The sequence below is a fragment of the Prevotella sp. P5-92 genome (assembly GCF_002251245.1).
Lineage (GTDB): Bacteria > Bacteroidota > Bacteroidia > Bacteroidales > Bacteroidaceae > Prevotella.
On record NZ_NPJG01000079.1, the window covers coordinates 37,125 to 55,131 of the forward strand.

The 18,007-nt window shown below is 54.0% G+C and carries 10 protein-coding genes; 1 reads left to right on the forward strand and 9 read right to left on the reverse strand.

Annotated features, from left to right (window positions below):
* Positions 1 to 10: 10 nt before the first annotated feature.
* The 9 genes from CIK99_RS08260 to nadB form a co-directional block, all read right to left on the reverse strand.
* Positions 11 to 823: a DUF1573 domain-containing protein gene (locus tag CIK99_RS08260; RefSeq protein ID WP_094381051.1), complete on the reverse strand. Its 813-nt coding sequence runs from the start codon at positions 821 to 823 to the stop codon at positions 11 to 13.
* Positions 810 to 2,891, reverse strand: a complete 2,082-nt coding sequence (locus tag CIK99_RS08265) for a subtilase family N-terminal domain-containing protein (protein WP_094381052.1) — start codon at positions 2,889 to 2,891, stop codon at positions 810 to 812. Before CIK99_RS08265 ends, CIK99_RS08260 begins: the two co-directional genes overlap by 14 nt.
* A 38-nt stretch (positions 2,892 to 2,929) precedes the next feature.
* Positions 2,930 to 4,954, reverse strand: a complete 2,025-nt coding sequence (locus CIK99_RS08270) for a BACON domain-containing protein (RefSeq protein ID WP_094381053.1) — start codon at positions 4,952 to 4,954, stop codon at positions 2,930 to 2,932.
* A 70-nt stretch (positions 4,955 to 5,024) separates the two neighbouring features.
* Positions 5,025 to 7,727 (reverse strand): DUF4458 domain-containing protein, encoded by a 2,703-nt coding sequence (locus CIK99_RS08275; RefSeq protein WP_094381054.1) that lies wholly within the window; start codon positions 7,725 to 7,727, stop codon positions 5,025 to 5,027.
* A gap of 27 nt (positions 7,728 to 7,754) precedes the next feature.
* Positions 7,755 to 9,287, reverse strand: coding sequence for a DUF5003 domain-containing protein (locus CIK99_RS08280; RefSeq protein WP_158215942.1), 1,533 nt, complete (start codon positions 9,285 to 9,287; stop codon positions 7,755 to 7,757).
* Positions 9,288 to 9,345: 58 nt separating this feature from the next.
* A complete protein-coding gene (locus tag CIK99_RS08285) occupies positions 9,346 to 10,245 on the reverse strand; it encodes a DUF4984 domain-containing protein (RefSeq protein ID WP_094381056.1) in 900 nt (299 codons plus the stop codon).
* A gap of 28 nt (positions 10,246 to 10,273) precedes the next feature.
* A complete protein-coding gene (locus CIK99_RS08290; protein WP_094381079.1) occupies positions 10,274 to 11,800 on the reverse strand; it encodes a RagB/SusD family nutrient uptake outer membrane protein in 1,527 nt (508 codons plus the stop codon).
* Between the two features lie 23 nt (positions 11,801 to 11,823).
* Positions 11,824 to 14,760: a TonB-dependent receptor gene (locus CIK99_RS08295; RefSeq protein WP_094381057.1), complete on the reverse strand. Its 2,937-nt coding sequence runs from the start codon at positions 14,758 to 14,760 to the stop codon at positions 11,824 to 11,826.
* Between the two features lie 262 nt (positions 14,761 to 15,022).
* A complete protein-coding gene (gene nadB / locus CIK99_RS08300; RefSeq protein ID WP_094381058.1) occupies positions 15,023 to 16,612 on the reverse strand; it encodes an L-aspartate oxidase in 1,590 nt (529 codons plus the stop codon).
* Positions 16,613 to 16,729: 117 nt separating this feature from the next.
* Between nadB and dacB the strand changes: the two genes are divergently transcribed.
* On the forward strand, positions 16,730 to 17,968 hold the full coding sequence (gene dacB / locus CIK99_RS08305; protein ID WP_094381059.1) for a D-alanyl-D-alanine carboxypeptidase/D-alanyl-D-alanine-endopeptidase: 1,239 nt from the start codon (positions 16,730 to 16,732) through the stop codon (positions 17,966 to 17,968).
* Positions 17,969 to 18,007: the final 39 nt, after the last annotated feature.

Consider the following 18,007-nt stretch of genomic DNA (forward strand, 5'->3'; position numbering starts at 1 on the left):
AAGATTCTCCTCATTTCTTCTCCTCCCTGCTGACGGTGACGTGGACGGTGCGGTCGGATGGACGGCCATCGACGCCTTCAATGATGACGGGGAAGGTAAAGACCGCGGGAAGCGTGGCGGGAATGAGGTCGGCGACAACGGTGATCACGAGGTCGGCCTCGGCGCCTGGCTCGACTACAGCCGGCTCGGTGGAGAGACGGGCGTAAGGCGGCAGCACGAGGCTCGACAGGCGCAGCGGCGCATTGCCGCTATTGCCGCAGAGGATGCGCGCTGAGGGCCTTGTGGCGTGACCGACGACTTCTACAGCAGCCTTTCGCTGCTTCAGACGCAGGACGCCCATCTTGTGGGGGAAACGCGACCATATGTCGGCGCCGGGCAACACCATGCCCGTGAGCGTGAGACGCGCAGCCGGGGCTGACGGATGGCCGGCGAGATATACAAAGACGCTGCTGTCGATGGTGCCGGGATAGCGGTTGGGACTGAACGTGACGCTGACCACGCAGCTGTCTTCAGGCGCTATCTCCATCGGCTCAACCGTGGCGCGCGTACAGCCGCATGAGGCCGACACCTTCTCCACCTTGAGCGCATGCCCGCTGACATTACGTCCTACAAAGCGGTAATGGCGCGGAGCGTCGTCCTCGGTCATCGTGCCAGCATCGATCACGGTGGCATCGAACCGCAACTGACCTTGTGCCGCCACTGTGCCGAACAGGAGCAGAAGGAGAAACGACGCCGCTGTACGAGCCTGGAGTAGGAAGAGCGACACCGTTGCACGCGACAGCGACAAAGGCCTCGCGGCGACGCTATGATCACATCCAGCCATTGTCGGAAGCGTGGTTACGGACGGTGACTACGACGGTCTGGTTTGTGCCGTCAGCCGAGCGCACGGTGAGCGTGGTGCTACCTGTTTGCTGGCCGCAGACGACGAGCGTGGTGCCCTCGACGCTGGCAGAAGCTACGGCAGTGTCTGCCACGCTGCAGGTGAAGCCTGAGGCAGTGGCGAAATATAGTGAGAGGTCGAACGACGTCTGTGAGCCCACTGCCACATACACGTTTGGCAACTTCATGGCCGAGCTGAGTTCGTTGTTGCGGATATTGTTTAGCAGCAGACCGGCATCGATAAGTCCTGTGCCCATCTTGCCGATATATGCCGCGAGCGACATCACATTGGCAGATGCTCCCATGGTGGTATGGTTTTTGTAATACGTCTTTGTGGCTCCGCCTCCATAATGGCTGTCGAGCGGCTTCACCGACTTCTTCAGCAGTTCGATGTAGTCGGAAGCACGATAGTGGCGGTGAAGTCGCTTAGCGTAAGCAAGGCCGAGGGCAGCCACTCCCGACACGTGTGGACACGACATCGACGTGCCGTCCATATAGCCGTAGGCAGGCTGGCCGTTGCGTATCATGGTGGAGAGAACTGCTCCCTGCTGAAGCGTGGTCTCGTCCCAATACGCCACTTCTTCCTCGCCTATTTTGGAATAATAGAGAAGGTCGCCGCCTGGCGCGCTGATGGTGACGAGCGAGCCGTAGTCGGTGTAGCTGGAGGGAGTGAAGTCGGCTGCTGTAGCCGCCACACACACGCACTTAGAATAGGCGCCCGGGAAGGAGGGATTGGGCGAGAACTCGTTGCCTGCAGCAAACACTACTACGCCGCCGTCGATGACGCCATTGGGAGAGCCGGCGTTATGAATGAAATAGTCAAGTGATTCTTTCTCAAGCGGATACATTTTCTCCCACTCTTTCTCGGTGGCCGGACCGGGAGTGTAGCCATCGACGATACTTGCCTCTGAGGAATTGTAGCCCCAGCTGCACTGAAGCACCACGGCTCCGTTGTCGGCGGCATACTTGATGGCGCGCGCCTCGCCTGCCAATGTCACGCTGCTCTGTCCTGAGAACACCTGGCACGTCATAATCTTCACACCCGAATCGGGACTGCCGTCGCCGCCTGCCACTCCGCAGACACCGATGCCGTTGCCGTTGACAGCGGCTATGGTGCCCGACACGTGTGTGCCGTGACCAATGTCGGAGGCATCGTTCCACGTTATCTTGCCGCTGTTTGCCACGAAGTTGTAGCCGTGCTGGTCGCCGGCATAGCCATTGCCGTCAGCATCCACCGACGAGCCTTGTGTCTCGCCAGCGTTGTTCCACATGTTGGCGGCAAGGTCGGGATGGGTGTACATCACGCCGTCGTCGAGCACGGCGACGATGATCGACGGGTCGCCAGTGCACGACTGCCATGCCTCGACGATATTGACGTCGCAGCCTGCTTGTGCAGTGGCGTGGTTATCGTTAAGGCACTCGAAATCGTAGTGTCCCTCGCCAAGGTTGTTGTAGTGCCACTGATGGGCAAAGCCTGGGTCGGAGGGGAACGACGTGGAGCGCGTTGTGGCTACTGGCTTGAGCATGCTCTTGCTGACATAGATGCGGCGACTGTCGGCAGTGGAGCGTTTGAGTCGGCCGTTGGTCTGCACTTTGGTCACCTCGCCAAGCTGCTTGAGACGGCGCACGGCCTCGCTGAGGTCGGTGTCGGCGTTAAACTTGACGGTGTACCAGAGATGAAGTCCCGCGGCGCGAGTGCGTGCCTCTGTGCGGCTATCGACGGGGAAGACCCGTTCGAAGCTGTAGCTGCCGAGGATGTCGAGCACCTCGTCGGTCGAAGGGATGCCCGAACGTGTGGCTTTGCCAGAGCGCGTCAGCTGCAGCTGGCGGTCGAGGATCTCGGTCATCTCGTCGGAGAACTTGATGAGCAACTCGCCCGATGTGGCGTCGGAAGGGATGACAACATCGGTGTCGGCGACGTCGGTGTCGGGTTCGAGGGCGGTGAGAGAGCTATCGGAGCAGCCTGTCAGCGCCATGGCAAGTATTGCTATATGAAATATGTTTCTGTTCATTATTTAATTATATGTAGAGATTACTGTATTGTTCTTGATCAATGCCCCTTCGCATCAGAGCCGTTATCATCTACATCGCCTGCAGCCACGAAGATGCGGTAGTAGAGCGGATAGGCGACGCCATCGACCTGACTGTTGTTGCCGGGGTCGGAAGTGCCGTAATAGTAGTCGTAGATGAAGTCGTCCCACTTCATGTTGGCGAATCCCACTGACGCGCCCAAGGTGTTGACGCCACGCTCCTGCTGGGTGAAGAGGAGCGTCTCGGGATTCCACGACACGAGATGCGGATGGAAGAGAACCCACTTCGGCACGTCGCCCGTGAAGAAGTTGAGGTTGAGCGACAACGTGCGGCACTTGGGCAACACTCGCGGTATCTGGCTTCCGAAGACGTGGTCATAGACCACGGTGCCGTCCTTGCGGCGGCAGGTGACGGGGCGGTCGTAGCCCGAGAGGAGCCACTTACAGGTGTCGCCGACGAGCTTGTCCTGCCAGTCGGCGCTGGTTGACGAGAAGTCGGAAGCGGAATAGCGTGTGGGCTTGCCTGCCGAGCGCAGAGCACTATCGATCTCGTCGTCGGTAGGCAGTTCGCCTTCGAGGAAGCAATAAGAGAGTCGCAGCGTGCGGAGGTTGTCCCACGTGAGCAGCGAGAGCAGAGCCTTGCGCTGCGGACCGGCACTGACATTGCCGTACAGGCCTATTGGATAGGTGTTATAGATGTAGTTGCCCTGTGTGTCGCGATCCATTGCGGAGAGGTTGATGCCCACGTCGGTGCGGCGCTCAGCATTGAGCACGAGAGAGGTGAGACGGGGGAAGTTCTGTTCGTTGATCACATTTGTGATGTCAGAGAGCTTGCTGAAGTTGTTGCTCGAGAGATTAAGACTCTCAAGGCTTGCACCAAGCTTGACAAATGAAGACGGCAGGCTGGTCATGCCGTAAGCCTGCACGGAGAGATGCTTGAGGTGAGCCAGCGAACAGATGTCGTCGCCCAGTGATACCTCGCGTATCTGGCTGTTCTCGTTGGAGGCGAGCGTGAACGACTCGAGGAAGCGGAGGTTGGCCACTTCCTTTGGCAGGCTCTCACCCGACTTGAGGTTAATCATGCTGAATTTCACGCTGCGCACGCGGCCTAAGGCTTCGGGATGCTGCTTGACAAAGGCGTCGGTGGCTTCCCAGAGCGTGACGTTCGACCAGTTGCGCATGTTGTCGCTGGTGTCGAACGATGCCATGGAGTTGAGCTTTTGGTTAATCATGATCACCGAGAGAGAGTCGCCGGCGCGGTTGTCCTCAATGCGAGGTGCGGCCTTCTGGCGCACGGTGAGCACCACATCGCCCGTGGGGTTGCCGTCGGCATCCACGAGTTGCTCGTCGGCATTGACGGGAACGAGATGCACCTTTGCCACACGTGTGGCGGGCACGACGTTCATCGTCCAGCGGAACTTGAACTTCACGCTGCGCGGACGAGCTTTCCTGTCAAGAACGATGCCGAAGGATGTGCCAGCGAGCTTGTCCTCGTTCTTACTGTTGAGCAGCCAGCCCTGACGCTCGCTTTCATTAGCGAGCATCTCGTTCTCGGAGATGTCGCCCTCGAACGAGTAGTCGATGCTGCCTATCTTACACTCTACGTTGGCTGAGACGGTGATGTCAAACTCGCGGTCGTCGTATGATGCGGAATTTTCTATCTCCACCTCGGGCTTGTTGACGGCGATCTGCTTGCCGAAGCCAAACTGCGAGACGGTGAGCGTGCGGCGCTGTCCGTTGTCGCCTACAAAAGTCACCTCGGCGTCGCGGCGACCGCTGAGCAAGGTGGTATCTACCTTTACGGTGGCGGTGGCTGAGCCTATGCCATTGGCGGGCGTGACCATGAGCCACGTGTCGGCAGTGTTGGCCACCCAGTGTTGTGTCGCGCTGACGGCAACCTCTTCGCTACCGCCCTCGGCACTTACCAGCAGCACGTCGCGGTCGATGACGAGTCCGCCGGAGATCTCTTCTGCATTGTCGTCGCTACACGCCGTCAGGCCGACAGCAAGCGAGAAGAGCCATGTCAGTTGTTTTATGTATTTCATATTGTCGTTTTTTACTTTTATTCTTATTTACTAAGAGAATCAACTTGTCAACTCGTCAACTTTAAAATCGTCAATTCTCCAAGTCCAATGCGTCGCATCCTCGTATGTCTTGTGTCTTGTCGTAGATGAGGAGATAGAGTCCGGCCTTGATATATGGGCAGACGCTGGTGACGTCGATGGAGATGTTGGGATTGCCCTTGATGTTCACTATCCAGAGGCGCGAGGTGAGTTTCTCCTCCACCTTGCGGACGTCGTTATCGCCAATCTGAAACTGTATGAGACTGGGACACTGGGTGATGCCTGTAGGCCAAGCCTTCAGCGTGCGGTTGCCTTGGTCGTCGCGCTGGTGGTTGATGGCGAAGGCGCGCAGGTTGGCACTGTTGAGCGGCTGCGTGGGCACCTCGCTGAAGCAGTTGTAGCTGAGGTCCATATTGGTGATATAGGGCATGTTGTCGCTAAGGAAATCGTCGGAGAGCGACGTGAGCTTGTTGAAGCGGAAGTCGAGTATCTGCAGCAGATGGGCGTTCTTTCCCTTAATGGAGCCCTTGGGGATGCTGGTGATCATGTTGCCGCTGATGTCGAGCGTGGTGATGGGCGATCCGGATGAGATGAGCTCAGAGGGGAAACGGGAGAGACGGTTGTTGCTCAGCGACACGGTGGAGGCGTTAATGCCTTTATAAGTGCCGTTAGCGAGATCGACGCCAGTGATCTCGTTGTGGGAGAAGTTGACCGACCCCATCACTCTTACCGAACTGGCATCGAAGATGTTTGGAATCACGGTGAGCTTGTTGTAAGAGAAGTTCAGTCCTTCCACATCCTCGGTGAAACCGCAGAGGTCGGTGGGGATGGTCTCTATGCTGTTGTTGTTGAGATAGAGCGACGTAAATTTAATATCGGTGCCGAAAGCGTTGACGGTCTTCACGTTGTTGTGTGCCACGTCGAGCAGGGCGAGCTTAACCATCTTCGACAGCGCCGCCGACGGGGGAAACGCCTCAAGATTGTTGTAGCTGAGATACATGATCTGTATGCTCTTTCCCACGGGACTTTCGGCCAGACGCTGCCAGTCGGAACGCAGCTGGGCGGCTGAGATGCCTTTGTTGCAGGCGAGGTTGAACGCCTGTATGGAGGGAAGGAGGAAGAAAATCTCAGGCACTCGAGTGAGCTTGGGACAGTTGTAGAGCTCCACATCGGTGAGTTCGCTCATTGCCGCCCATTCGTCGCCAGTGTATTCCCCGGCAAAGCTGTGATAGGGCGATGATGCGTCATCGTAGAAGCGTGTACAGAACTCGTCGGACTCGACGGGACAGTTGCCCACATACAGCTGCTGCAATTTCGACAGACGGCAGAGGGCGCGCGAGATGCCAGTGATTTTGTTTGTCAGCGTGCCTATCTGCGCGTCTTTGAGGCTGATGCGCGAGTCTTGGCGTATCTTCTTGTCGGCATTCTGTGGGTCTGAGTTGTAGCTATCGACGATCATCTCCGACATGCTGGCGCGCGGGTCGTACTTCAGGAAACGATTCTCGTAATCGTGGCGCATGGCAAGTCGGCGGGTTGAGGTGAGCGTAGATGCGTCGTAGGAGTTGAAGAGGTTGGCACCGATCTTCTCGTCGTGAGAACCGAGGTTGAGCACCTTCAGTTCGGTGAGTTGGCCGATGGCGTCGGACAGTATGCCCTTGCAGCCGAAGCCGGCGAGGACGATGCCGATGACGCGCCCGTTATTGTCGAGCGTCACGCCGGGCTGCTCGCCCCACATGTCGAGCTCCTTGTTGAAATTCCAGTTGGCACCGTGGAACGTGGCGTCGCCGTAGAAGCTCCAATCTTTGCCGCCAAGCGATTCCCAGATGGCCTTCAGAGCCTTATAGTCCTTGATATACTCGCGAGTCTCAGAGAGGATGATGGGCACTTTGGCGCTGTCGTTAAGCTGGTTGTCGGCCACGACAAACGCTTCGCCCTTCACGGGCTGGGTCTCGAAGGTCTTCTTTACCGCTCCACTCTTGCCGTAAGTGGTGTATGACGTGACCTGATACGTGCCGGCGGGCAGCGACACAGCCGAGTCACAGCGTGCGGTGGCGATGTCCATATACTTGTCGTCAGGGTTGTCGGGATTCTGGTGCAGCTCGCTGTCTTCCTCGTATGTCACCTTCAGCTCGGGAAAGGTGATGGTCTCGCGGGTGAAGAGGTTTGTGACGCTGACATCGACGAGACGGATGTTGGAGAAGAGATACTCGCCGCTGCCTGAGCGGGTGTTGTCCCAATGCTTGGTGAGACGGAACTTCACGCTTCCGCGACTGACTGTAGCGACCGTAAGACGCTGCACGGCCATTCCTCCGCCGACAACGGTAAACTGCTCGCCTGACGATGACGCAAGGAGTTCCTCATCGACGGCGTCGTAGAGATAAAAGCCGACGATGGTGTATTTGCCTGCTGCGAGTTTGAGTTTCTCGCTGCGCAAACCGTACTCGGCATTGGCGGCGTTATAAGCGGTGAGAGGCAGGGTCTGAGATATGGTGTTGCCGTCAGAAACCATGACCACCTTGATCTTCTTGGCGTCGTCGAGCCGTTCCAGCTGGCTGGTTGCCCTTGTTCCGTCAGACTTTGTACCGACGGCCTTTGTGCCGTCAGCAACGCCACGTTTCAGGAGCTGAAACTGCACATATCCGTAGCTGTTGTCCCATTCTCCGGTATTTTCGTCCGAACAGCCTGTGGCGATTGTCGCGAGAAGGACGACGAGGAGCGAGAGCAACGTGGTGCTAAAATATCTTGATGTGTTCATTGTTGAATATTTCGTGTGAAAAAGGGATTAATAGTCGTCGCGTTCAAGTACCAGAACCTTGAGCGTGGTGCCGTTCTGCCTGAAGGCGATGAAGAACGGAGCTTCGTCGGTCACCTTGTAGCTGAAGGTATAGGTGTCGTTCGTGTCCATTGCTACCTCGGGAACAAGTGATGTGCCCCAGCTGCTAAGACCGAAGATGTCGCTGAGGTCCTGCGGCTCGTAGCCGGCGATGTTGGGTGTGATTGTGACATAGTCACCCACAGAGACTGTGGCCACATAGATCTCGTCGCCGCTGTATCCGAGATAGTTTGCCGCCACCTCGTTATAGATACCAGTGGTCTCTTTCTTGCAATCCACTTCCTTCCATCCGCCGACGAGCACCGTGGGAGCCTTAGAGTCGGCTTCGGTGCCGCTCTGCTCCTTCTGTACGAAGTGCATGAGGAAATAAGGGTTGTAGAGCCAGCTGACGTTGCCTTCCTCGTCGAACATCTCGTAGAGGTTGGAAAGCGACTCATATACAGCCTTGGGCAAGGCATAGACATAACAGTCGCGCTCGCCGCCGTCAAGAGCATCGACGGTGATGCGGATGTCGCCATTCTCGCCCGATGCTTTTACAAAGTGGTCGTAACATGGTTCCACGCCCCACGACTCGGTCTGGAAGACGACGAGGGTGAAGTCGTCTGCTGCTGTCTTGAGCGTGAAAGGAACGAAATTGCTGAAAGTGAAGGTGTCGTTGCCTCCATTGCCAGAAATTCCCGTAGAACCAGTCTGTGAGAATGTCTTTCCGTCGAGTGATACGGTCCAGTCTGCCCATGGCGAAGAGGTGGGATAGACGATGTCCATGGTGTTTGTCGGCATGCCGTTGAAGCGCACGGGAATGGTCTTCATGGCCTTACCATCTTGCGAGGCGATGGTGATGGTCTCGCCCTCGTCTATAGAGATGGCATACTTGGCGTTTCTCACGCCTTCCTTAAACATGGCTCCGCCAACGGTGAGCTCACCGGCACGTCCCACCATGAAGCCGCCTTCAAGTTCCACCCATTCAGGCGTATTGGTGACGGCAAAACGATAGTTGGCCTTTACCGAGAACTTCACATACTTGTCGTAGCCAACGACGATACCGGTAGAGGTGATGTCGTTGCCTGCCTCGTCAAAGACGCTGACGGAATAGCCTGATGCAGAACGCTGAACCTCGGCCACGGCCACTTTCTCGCCGCCCATGGTGAGATAGAGCTGTGTGACGGTGAGTTCTTTAGCCTCGTCGTCGGCAGTAAGCAGCACTTTGACGGTTTGTCGGCCCGGAGTGCCGTTGACAACAAACTGGCTGTCGGCATCGTCCGTCTGGAGCTTACACCAAATGGCGTTAGAAGAGAGGCTCCAGTTCTGGTTAGCCTCAAAGGTGAAATCGATAATATCGCCGGCTGCACCGGCAAGTTTCTGTACCTGTGGGAATACTGGTGTCACGGCGGCGTCATCGTCGTCGTCCGAACAGGCGGTGGTGAGGCAGAGCGAAAGTGTCGCCATCACGACAAACCAATATCTTGAAATCGTTGTTTTCATATCTTTATTTTTTTTCTTCAATTCTTCAATCTTTGACATTGTCAATTATATTTATTTTTCAATACCCTTCCTCCTTTAGTTTCTCCGCCTCGGCGTCGCTGATCCATTCCATGACGGTGACGTATGTGCCAACGGTGCCGAAGAGCGAGCCGTCTTTGTTTTGCACGCTCATGGTGATATATTGCAGGACGTAGTTCTGGCATGTATTATAATAAGAGGTGTAGATCGAGGGCTGGCTGATGCGCAACTTGCCGTCTCCGTATATGGTGCCAAAGGCTTCGCCCGTCTTGCCTGCCACCTGACTGTCCATCTCCACTTTCGGCTCAAGCACGTTGTCGGTGTTGAACTTCAGCTTCAGGTCGTAGCCGTCGTAGTAGATGTCTTTCAGCAGGATGGTGTTTGGCTCGTCGGCCACCAACTCGGTGCGGATGAGGCGGCTGGAGACATTGTTGAGATACTGGCTGTAATAGGTGGAGGTGACGATGCACCAACCAGTGAAGTTGTTGATGTCAAATGGACAGGCTTTCTGCATCACCACGTGGGCATAATCCTTGTATAGTTCCCACTGATACTCGTCGGGGATGACAAGACGGAGGGTGAAACCGAGCGAGTCGGTGGCTCCGATATTGTCGTAAACGCCCTGTACCATGACGTTGCCGACGGTCTCGCCAGCTTTGATAGTTACGGTATTGTCGAGGATGCGGTAGTGAAGGCCTTCAACGGCATTGCTCTGACGCTCGTCGATCTCTACAGCGAAAGTACGGTCGTAGTCGGTCGTCTCTGTTGCCGAAACCGGTACTGAGAAGATCTTGTTGTCTTGTTCCACGGCATACTGGTAGAGTGTGTCGGAGAACATGATATGGCTCGGTCCGTTATATACGATATGGTCCTGGGTACAGCCTACAAAGGCTGTGGCAATGGCCAGTGCGGCAACATATTTTTCGAGATATTTTTTCATTGTTGTATCTGATTAGTGTATGATTTTGTCACTTGTTGCTCTCATTCGGTTCGATTTCCGATCCAGGTGACTCTAATTCGTGCTGCGGTATTGGCCAGACAAAGAGAGGATCGTCTTTCTCCACCTTAAGGTCGCTCTGCACGAAAGTGGCGGCTGACTGCTCGGATGCCTTGCGCTCAAATCCTTTGTGCCAGCGCTTGAGGTCGTGCAGGCGGAATCCTTCCATATATAGTTCCTTCACACGCTCAGACTCGATAATGTCCATCGCATTGGTCTCGCTGAGCGAGGTATTGCCTCCGTATGACGAGTAGCGCGCCACGCGAATGGCAGAGATGTCCTTTCCTGCCTTGCTGTATTCCTTTTTGTTGGCATAAGCCTCGGCACGGATGAGATACTGTTCAGACAAGCGGAAGACCATGGGTTGGTGAACATGGAGGATATTGTTGCCAAGGAAAGTGGCGTCGCCGAAATACTTACTCAGCAGCGGCCATTGCAGTCCGTGTTCGTATCCGGTGACACGGGTGGTGAAGATGGCGGCTGCACGGAGGTCGTTGCTGTTGTAGGAGTTGATAACCCACTTGGCGGGAACATAGTCGGGACGGTAGCTCACGTAGTTGTAGTTGTCGAAGATCGTGCCTAATGCTCCTCCATAACTGTTGACGGTGAATCCCACTTTCCAAATAGCCTCGCGCGAGTCGCCGTAGAGCCATATATATTTATAGTCGTTAACCGAAGTGCTATAGGTGTTGGAAGAGGCATTCTCAAGCACGTAATACTTGCTGCTGATGACCTTTGTGGCATACTTGATGGCATCGTCCCAGCGGTGCATGTACAACGACACGCGGGCACGAAGGGCGTAACACGTCATCTCGTTGAAATATATCTCGTTGTAGAGAGTGCCCGAGAAGTCGTCTTCGAGCTTCAGCAACTCTTGAGCCTTGTCGAGGTCGGCAAGAACAAACTCATACGACTTCTTGAGAGAGGCGCGACGTGTGGGTTCGTCGCCTTTATAGTGCTCGGTAAGCACCACGCCAAGTGTCTGGGCAGCCTGCTCGTCGCTGTCGTATGCCTTGCAGAAAAGCTTGATCAGCTCGGAGTAAGCTAAGGCACGCGCGAAATATGCCTCCCCGCAATACTGGTCGAGCCTATCGAGAAGATTGTCGTCGGTGGTGTTTGCTTTCACCTTCTCCACATTGTCGAGGAGGAAGTTGCAGCAGTTCACCACGTCATAGAGGGCGGCATAAACCGCCTCGATATCTGTGTTAGTGGCCTTGATGTCGTTCCAACGGAAAATGTCGCCATAGACGTTGGTATAGCCTTTGACGCAATACACAAAGTCGGCCTGAAGGTCGGGAAGGATGGTGAGATTGCCCGAATAGAGGGCGCTGCTCTTGAAACTGTCGTAGATGCCGATGACGAGTTTGTCGATGTCGCCAACGGTGGTCACGGCATCGTCCATGGGAATGGAGTCCTCGGGATATTTGTCGAGACACGAGGCGAGCGACAGCGCAGTCACCGCCGACAGCATATATGTCTTTATCTTGTTGATGTTCATCTTTTGTTTCTCCTTATGCATTATTAGAATGAGAGTTCCATTCCGAGGGTGAACTGCCGCGAAGCAGGATATTGTGCCTGATAGACGTTAGATGCCACCTCGGGGTCGAGACCGCTGAAACCGGTGAAGGTGAAGAGATTCTGTGCCTGTGCATAGACACGCGCCAGGGTGAAGAAATGCGTCTTACGCAACCACTCCTGAGGCAGCGAATAAGAGAGACTCACGTTTTTCAGACGAAGAAACGAGGCATTCTCGAGAAAACGGTCGTCAAGTTGTATCACCTCGCCCCAACGGGGAATGTCGGTGATGTCGCCCGGCTGCTTCCAGCGGTCGTAGAGAAGACGGTTCGACTGGTTGTAGGCTGTGCCGAAGGTGATACCGCTCTCTTCGAAGTAGCGGTCGTTGTTGATGACATAACGTTCGCCTATCCAGCTGAACTGAACAGATAGCTGAAGGCCTTTCCATCTGACGCTCGTGCCGAAACCTCCCATCCACGGGGCGTCGTATGTCTTGCCTGTCATCACCTTGTCGCTCTCGCGGAACACGTTTGTCACGTTGCCGTACTTGTCGTACCACAGTTGTTCGCCGTTAGCCGGGTTGACGCCAGCGTAACGGTTCATGTAGAACTCGCTGACAGAATGATCCACGACGTATTTCAGTCCGGTGGTGGAGTTGACATATTCGGTGACACCGTTATACAATTCCTTCAGACGGTTGCGGTTGTAAGAGACGTTGGCGCTGACGTTCCATGTGAAGTCGCGGGTGCGGATGATGTCGCCGTCGGCACTCAGTTCGAGTCCTTTGTTTTCCATCACGCCTACGTTTTTCCAACGGTAGCCTTCGCCCGTGACGGTATATGACTCAGGCACGCGCATCAGCATGTTTGACGTGCGCTTGTAATAGGCTTCAACGCTGAAGTTAATACGGTCGAGGAATCCGAGGCGCAACGCTATATTGTTTGCCCAGGTGGATTCCCATCCCAACTCTTCGTTGCCGCTTTGAGAGGGATAGAAGCCGGCGGTGTCGTCGTAGTTGGCGCCGCCCGAGACGAGGGCAAGGTGGTAGTAATTGGGAATTTCGGAGTTTCCCGACGTTCCCGTACTTAAAGATATCTGTGTAGTAGTCAACCAGTTGATATCCTTCAGCCAATTAGACTGTTTAGCGTTCCACATGAAGCCTAACGACCAGAATGTACCCCAACGATGGTCTTTTCCAAAACGTGACGAAGCATCGGTACGCAGGGAGAAGTCGGCGTAATAGAGTTCCTTGTAGTTATATTCGCCGCGCATGAAGAATGACATGTAGGAATAGTCGGACGAGGAGTCGCCCCAACGGCTTGCACGCGTTCCGGCCGACACGTTGGTGAGAAGGTCGCTTGTCTGCCCCTTGGAATAAACGCTGAATCCTTCCGAGTGGTAGTTGACAGCCTCTTGGCCGAGCATGACATTGAACGAGTGAATATCGTCGAGCGTGAAGCGGTAGTTGGCTGTCGTGGTCTCGGTAAGACTCAGCATGTCGCTGCTCTGACGCGCCGCCGTGCCCTGTCCGTTGTTTGACGAGAGACTCGGAAACGACTGGAGGAAGGCCGTGGAATGGGTGAAATCAACGCCAAACTGCGTCTTTATGGTGAGATTTTCCACTGGATAGATCTCGGCATACATCGTGGTGAGCAGCTTGTATTTCTTGTTTTTTATTGGATTGTTGGCCATATACACGATAGGATTCTCGCTGGTGCCGGCCCACTTGCCGTTGGAGAGCGATGCCAGCTTGCCGTCTGATGTGTATGGATTCCAATATGGCTGCATGAAACGGCATGCGGAGATGGGAGTGACGGTGGTGTATGTGCCATCGTCAGCCTGCTGAGCCTCCTCATAGGCCGCCATGGTGTTGGTGCCTATCTTCATCCAATTGCTTGCCTTCACATCGGCATTGGTGCGGATGTTGTATCGGGTGAAGGTGGAGTTTTGGGCGATACCGTCCTGATCATAATATCCGCCTGAGACATAGTAGTTAAGACGGTCGGTGGCGCGGTTGACCGACAGTTCGTAGCTCTGCAGCGGAGCGCGGTCGTTAAACACCTCGTCGAGCCAGTTGACATCGGTGCGAGACAGAAGCTCGTAATCTTTTCCAGCATCGAGCCCAACCTCTTTCTCAAACTGTATGCGCTCGGCAGTGTTCATCATCGTCCATTTGCCCTGTGCCAGTTCGGAAAAACCATATTGTGCACGCAACGTGACCTTGGCCTTGTCCATCGACAGTCCTCGCTTTGACGTGATCACCACCACGCCATTGGCCGCACGCGCACCATAAATAGAAGTGGAGGAAGCGTCTTTCAACACCGATATCGATTCTATGTCGTTAGGACTGAGGGTGTTGAAGTCGGAACTGGAGATGGGCACTCCGTCGAGGATAAACAGCGGCGATTTGCCGGAATTGATGGAGTTGGTGCCTCGAATCTGGAACGTGGCGGCCTTGCTTGGCTCGCCAGAAGAAGAGATGACCTGCAGACCGGTGCTCTGTCCCTGAAGAGCTTGGTCAAAACTTGCCGCAGGCACGTTTTCAATCTTCTCAGATTTCACTGTCGATACCGAACCGGCTATCGTTCCCTTCTTTCTCACGCCATAAGCCACCACGACAACCTCGTCGATCATCTTTGAGTCGGGCTGCAGCGTGATGTTGAGCGTTTTTGTCTGTGTGTTGACCGAGTGTGTCTGTGGAGCCATTCCTATGTAGGAGAAGGTCAGTTTGCCTTCCGTAGCTCCCTTGATCTCGATGGAGTAATTGCCATCGATGTCAGTCACCACACCATTGCCTGTCCCTTCTTGCTTGACAGTCACTCCAATCATCGGTTCATTGTCTTCTGACGACACAACGACTCCTCTCACACGGAAACTCTGTCCCAGCGAGGATTGGATAGACAGCAAGGCGAGAAAGACAAGTAAAAGAGTTAATCTTCTCATCCTTGGATATTTTCTATTGTTTTAAATAAATTATTATAAAAATTCATTCACTTATCGGTGCAAAAAATGTACCAATTTGCAAAATTAGCTCTTTTCTACCAAATAAACAAACATATTTGCTAATTATAACATTTTTTACCAACAGTTTTTTATTTTGTCGATAAAAAACGCAATGTCACAGAGAAAAAGCCTTGATACTGTTTCCTGGCTTTTCCCCTGTAGCATAAGTATTTGTCTTTAGGTAAAAGAGTCTGTTGACTGACTATTTCTTGTCATAGGCATGGACAGGGTAGTCGATGGTATAATGCAATCCACGACATTCCTTTCGCTCTATTGCCCATCGGGTGATGAGATAACCCACGTTGATCATGTTGCGCAGTTCGCAAATGTCGCGGCTTGCCTTGACACGCTTGAATAGATTTTCTGTTTCCTCATACAGCATGTCGAGACGATCCCATGCGCGCTTCAGACGGAGGTCGCTACGCACAATGCCTACATAGTTAGACATTATCTCTCCTACTTCCTTCACGCTCTGGGTGATAAGCACCTTTTCCTCGTTGGTCAGAGTGCCTTCGTCGTTCCATTCGGGCACCTTGTCGTTGAAGTCGTATAGTTCGATATGTTCAAGAGAATGCTTGGCGGCGGCGTCGGCATATACCACAGCCTCAATGAGCGAGTTGGAAGCCAAGCGGTTGCCGCCGTGAAGACCCGTACACGAGCATTCTCCCAAGGCATAAAGACGGTCGATGCTTGAAAGGCCGTTGAGGTCAACCTTTATTCCACCACACATATAGTGGGCAGCAGGACGCACGGGAATATAGTCGCTGGTGATATCTATGCCCATCGACTTGCACTTCATATAGATATTGGGGAAATGGCGCTTTGTCTCCTCGGGATCCTTGTGCGTGACATCGAGACATACATGGTCGAGACCGTGGATCTTCATCTCCTTGTCGATGGCACGTGCCACAATGTCTCGGGGCGCAAGCGATAGACGTTCGTCGTATTTCTCCATAAATGTCTTTCCGTTAGGTAACTTGAGAATGCCGCCATAACCGCGCATAGCCTCCGTAATGAGGAAGGCGGGATGGGTCTCGCCAGGATGATAGAGTGCCGTGGGATGGAACTGTACAAACTCCATATCTGCCACCGTTCCCTTGGCACGATAGACCATGGCCTCGCCGTCGCCGGTGGCGATGACAGGATTGGTAGTAGTCTGATAGACCGCGCCACATCCGCCGGTACACATCACAGTGACTTTGCTGAGATATGTGTCAACCTTCTCTGTCTTGGGATTAAGCACGTATGCTCCGTAGCAATGGATATATGGAGTACGCCTCGTGACGCGCGCTCCCAGATGATGCTGCGTGATAATCTCCACAGCGAAATGATTCTCCTTCACGGTGATGTCGGGACAACTGCGCACTGCCTCCATCAGCCCGCGTTGGATCTCGGCTCCTGTGTCGTCCTTATGATGCAGTATGCGGAACTCAGAGTGTCCGCCCTCACGATGCAGGTCAAACTGTCCATCGTCCTTCTTGTCGAAGTTGACGCCCCAGTTAACCATCTCCTCAATTTGTCCGGGAGCATTCCTCACCACTTGCTCCACAGCCCGACGGTCGCTGATGAAGTCTCCGGCAATCATCGTGTCCTCGATATGCTTGTCGAAGTTATCAAGCTCTAAATTCGTGACCGAAGCCACACCACCTTGTGCAAACGACGTGTTGGCTTCGTCGAGTGAAGTCTTGCATATCATGCACACCTTACCTTTGTGCGCTCTTGCTACTTTAAGGGCGTAACTCATACCGGCAACACCTGCGCCGATAATCAAAAAGTCGTATTTGAATACCATACTATTCTACTTGAAATGTATTATTTTGGTGCAAAATTAGATATTTTTATTCATTTATGCAAAACGTTTGCCATATTTTTTGTTTTTCAAGCGAAAATATCTAACTTTGCACTCACAATGAAGAATACATTATATATAATATACGCCTTCTTGGCCTCGATATGTGGTTATACAACTGTCGCGGCACAAGACGACTCGCTGACTGTTGACAGCCTTGTGACAACCGACCAATTGGCACACGAGATGACTCCATGGCCACAAAGTCTGCAACAAAGGCTCGACGCGCTTACCGGGCATGAGATGTTTGAGACATCTCAACTCGGACTCATGGTTTATGACCTTACTGCCGATAGCATTCTCTACACAAAAGGACACCGACAGCTGCTGAGACCCGCATCGACAATGAAACTGGTGACAGCCATAGCAGCCATCGACAAGCTCGGCGGATCGTACCAGTTCCGCACGTCGCTTTACTACACCGGCTACGTTGCCGACAGGACTCTTTCTGGCGATATATACTGCGTAGGAGGATTCGACCCACGATTTAATACCGACGACATGAAAGCCTTTGCCGACGGCATCAAGTCGATGGGAGTGGACACAATAAGAGGACGAATCCTTGCCGACAAAACCATGAAAAACGATGATGGGCTGGGAGAAGGATGGTGCTGGGACGACGACAATCCCACGCTGTCGCCTTTGCTGGTGTCGGGGAAAGACAAATTCATGGAACGATTCCTTCTCGAACTGAAAGAGAGCGGTATCACGGTGGAGGCAATCACCGGAGAAGGACGGCTGCCTAACGGGGCGTTCATCATCTGTACACGATTCCACAGCATCGACCAGATACTGATGAGAATGATGAAAGACAGCGACAACCTATACGCAGAGTCTATGTTTTACCAGGTTGCGGCTGCTGGCGGCGACCGACCTGCCGACGCCCGGCACGCCAGAAAGGTTATTGCACGGCTGATAGAACGCACCGGGCTGCAACCGTCAAGATACAAGATAGCCGACGGCAGCGGACTGTCGCTCTACAACTACGTAACTGCCGAAATGGAGGTGGCACTGCTGAGATATGCCTACCGCAACCCCGAGATATTCATTCATCTCTATCCTTCACTGCCCATAGCTGGACAGGATGGAACGCTGAAGAAGAGAATGAAAGGTGGATTCGCCTCAGGCAACGTTCACGCCAAAACGGGTACACTCACATGCATCACCTCTCTCGCTGGATATTGCACGGCTGCCAACGGGCACTTGCTCGCCTTCGCTATCATCAACCAAGGCGTGATGCACGACAACAACGGACGCAACTTCCAAAACCGCGTCTGTGAGGCAATGTGCAGGCCATAAGCATTGGATGATTGCAAGTCTTTGGCACCAGAGATTTGC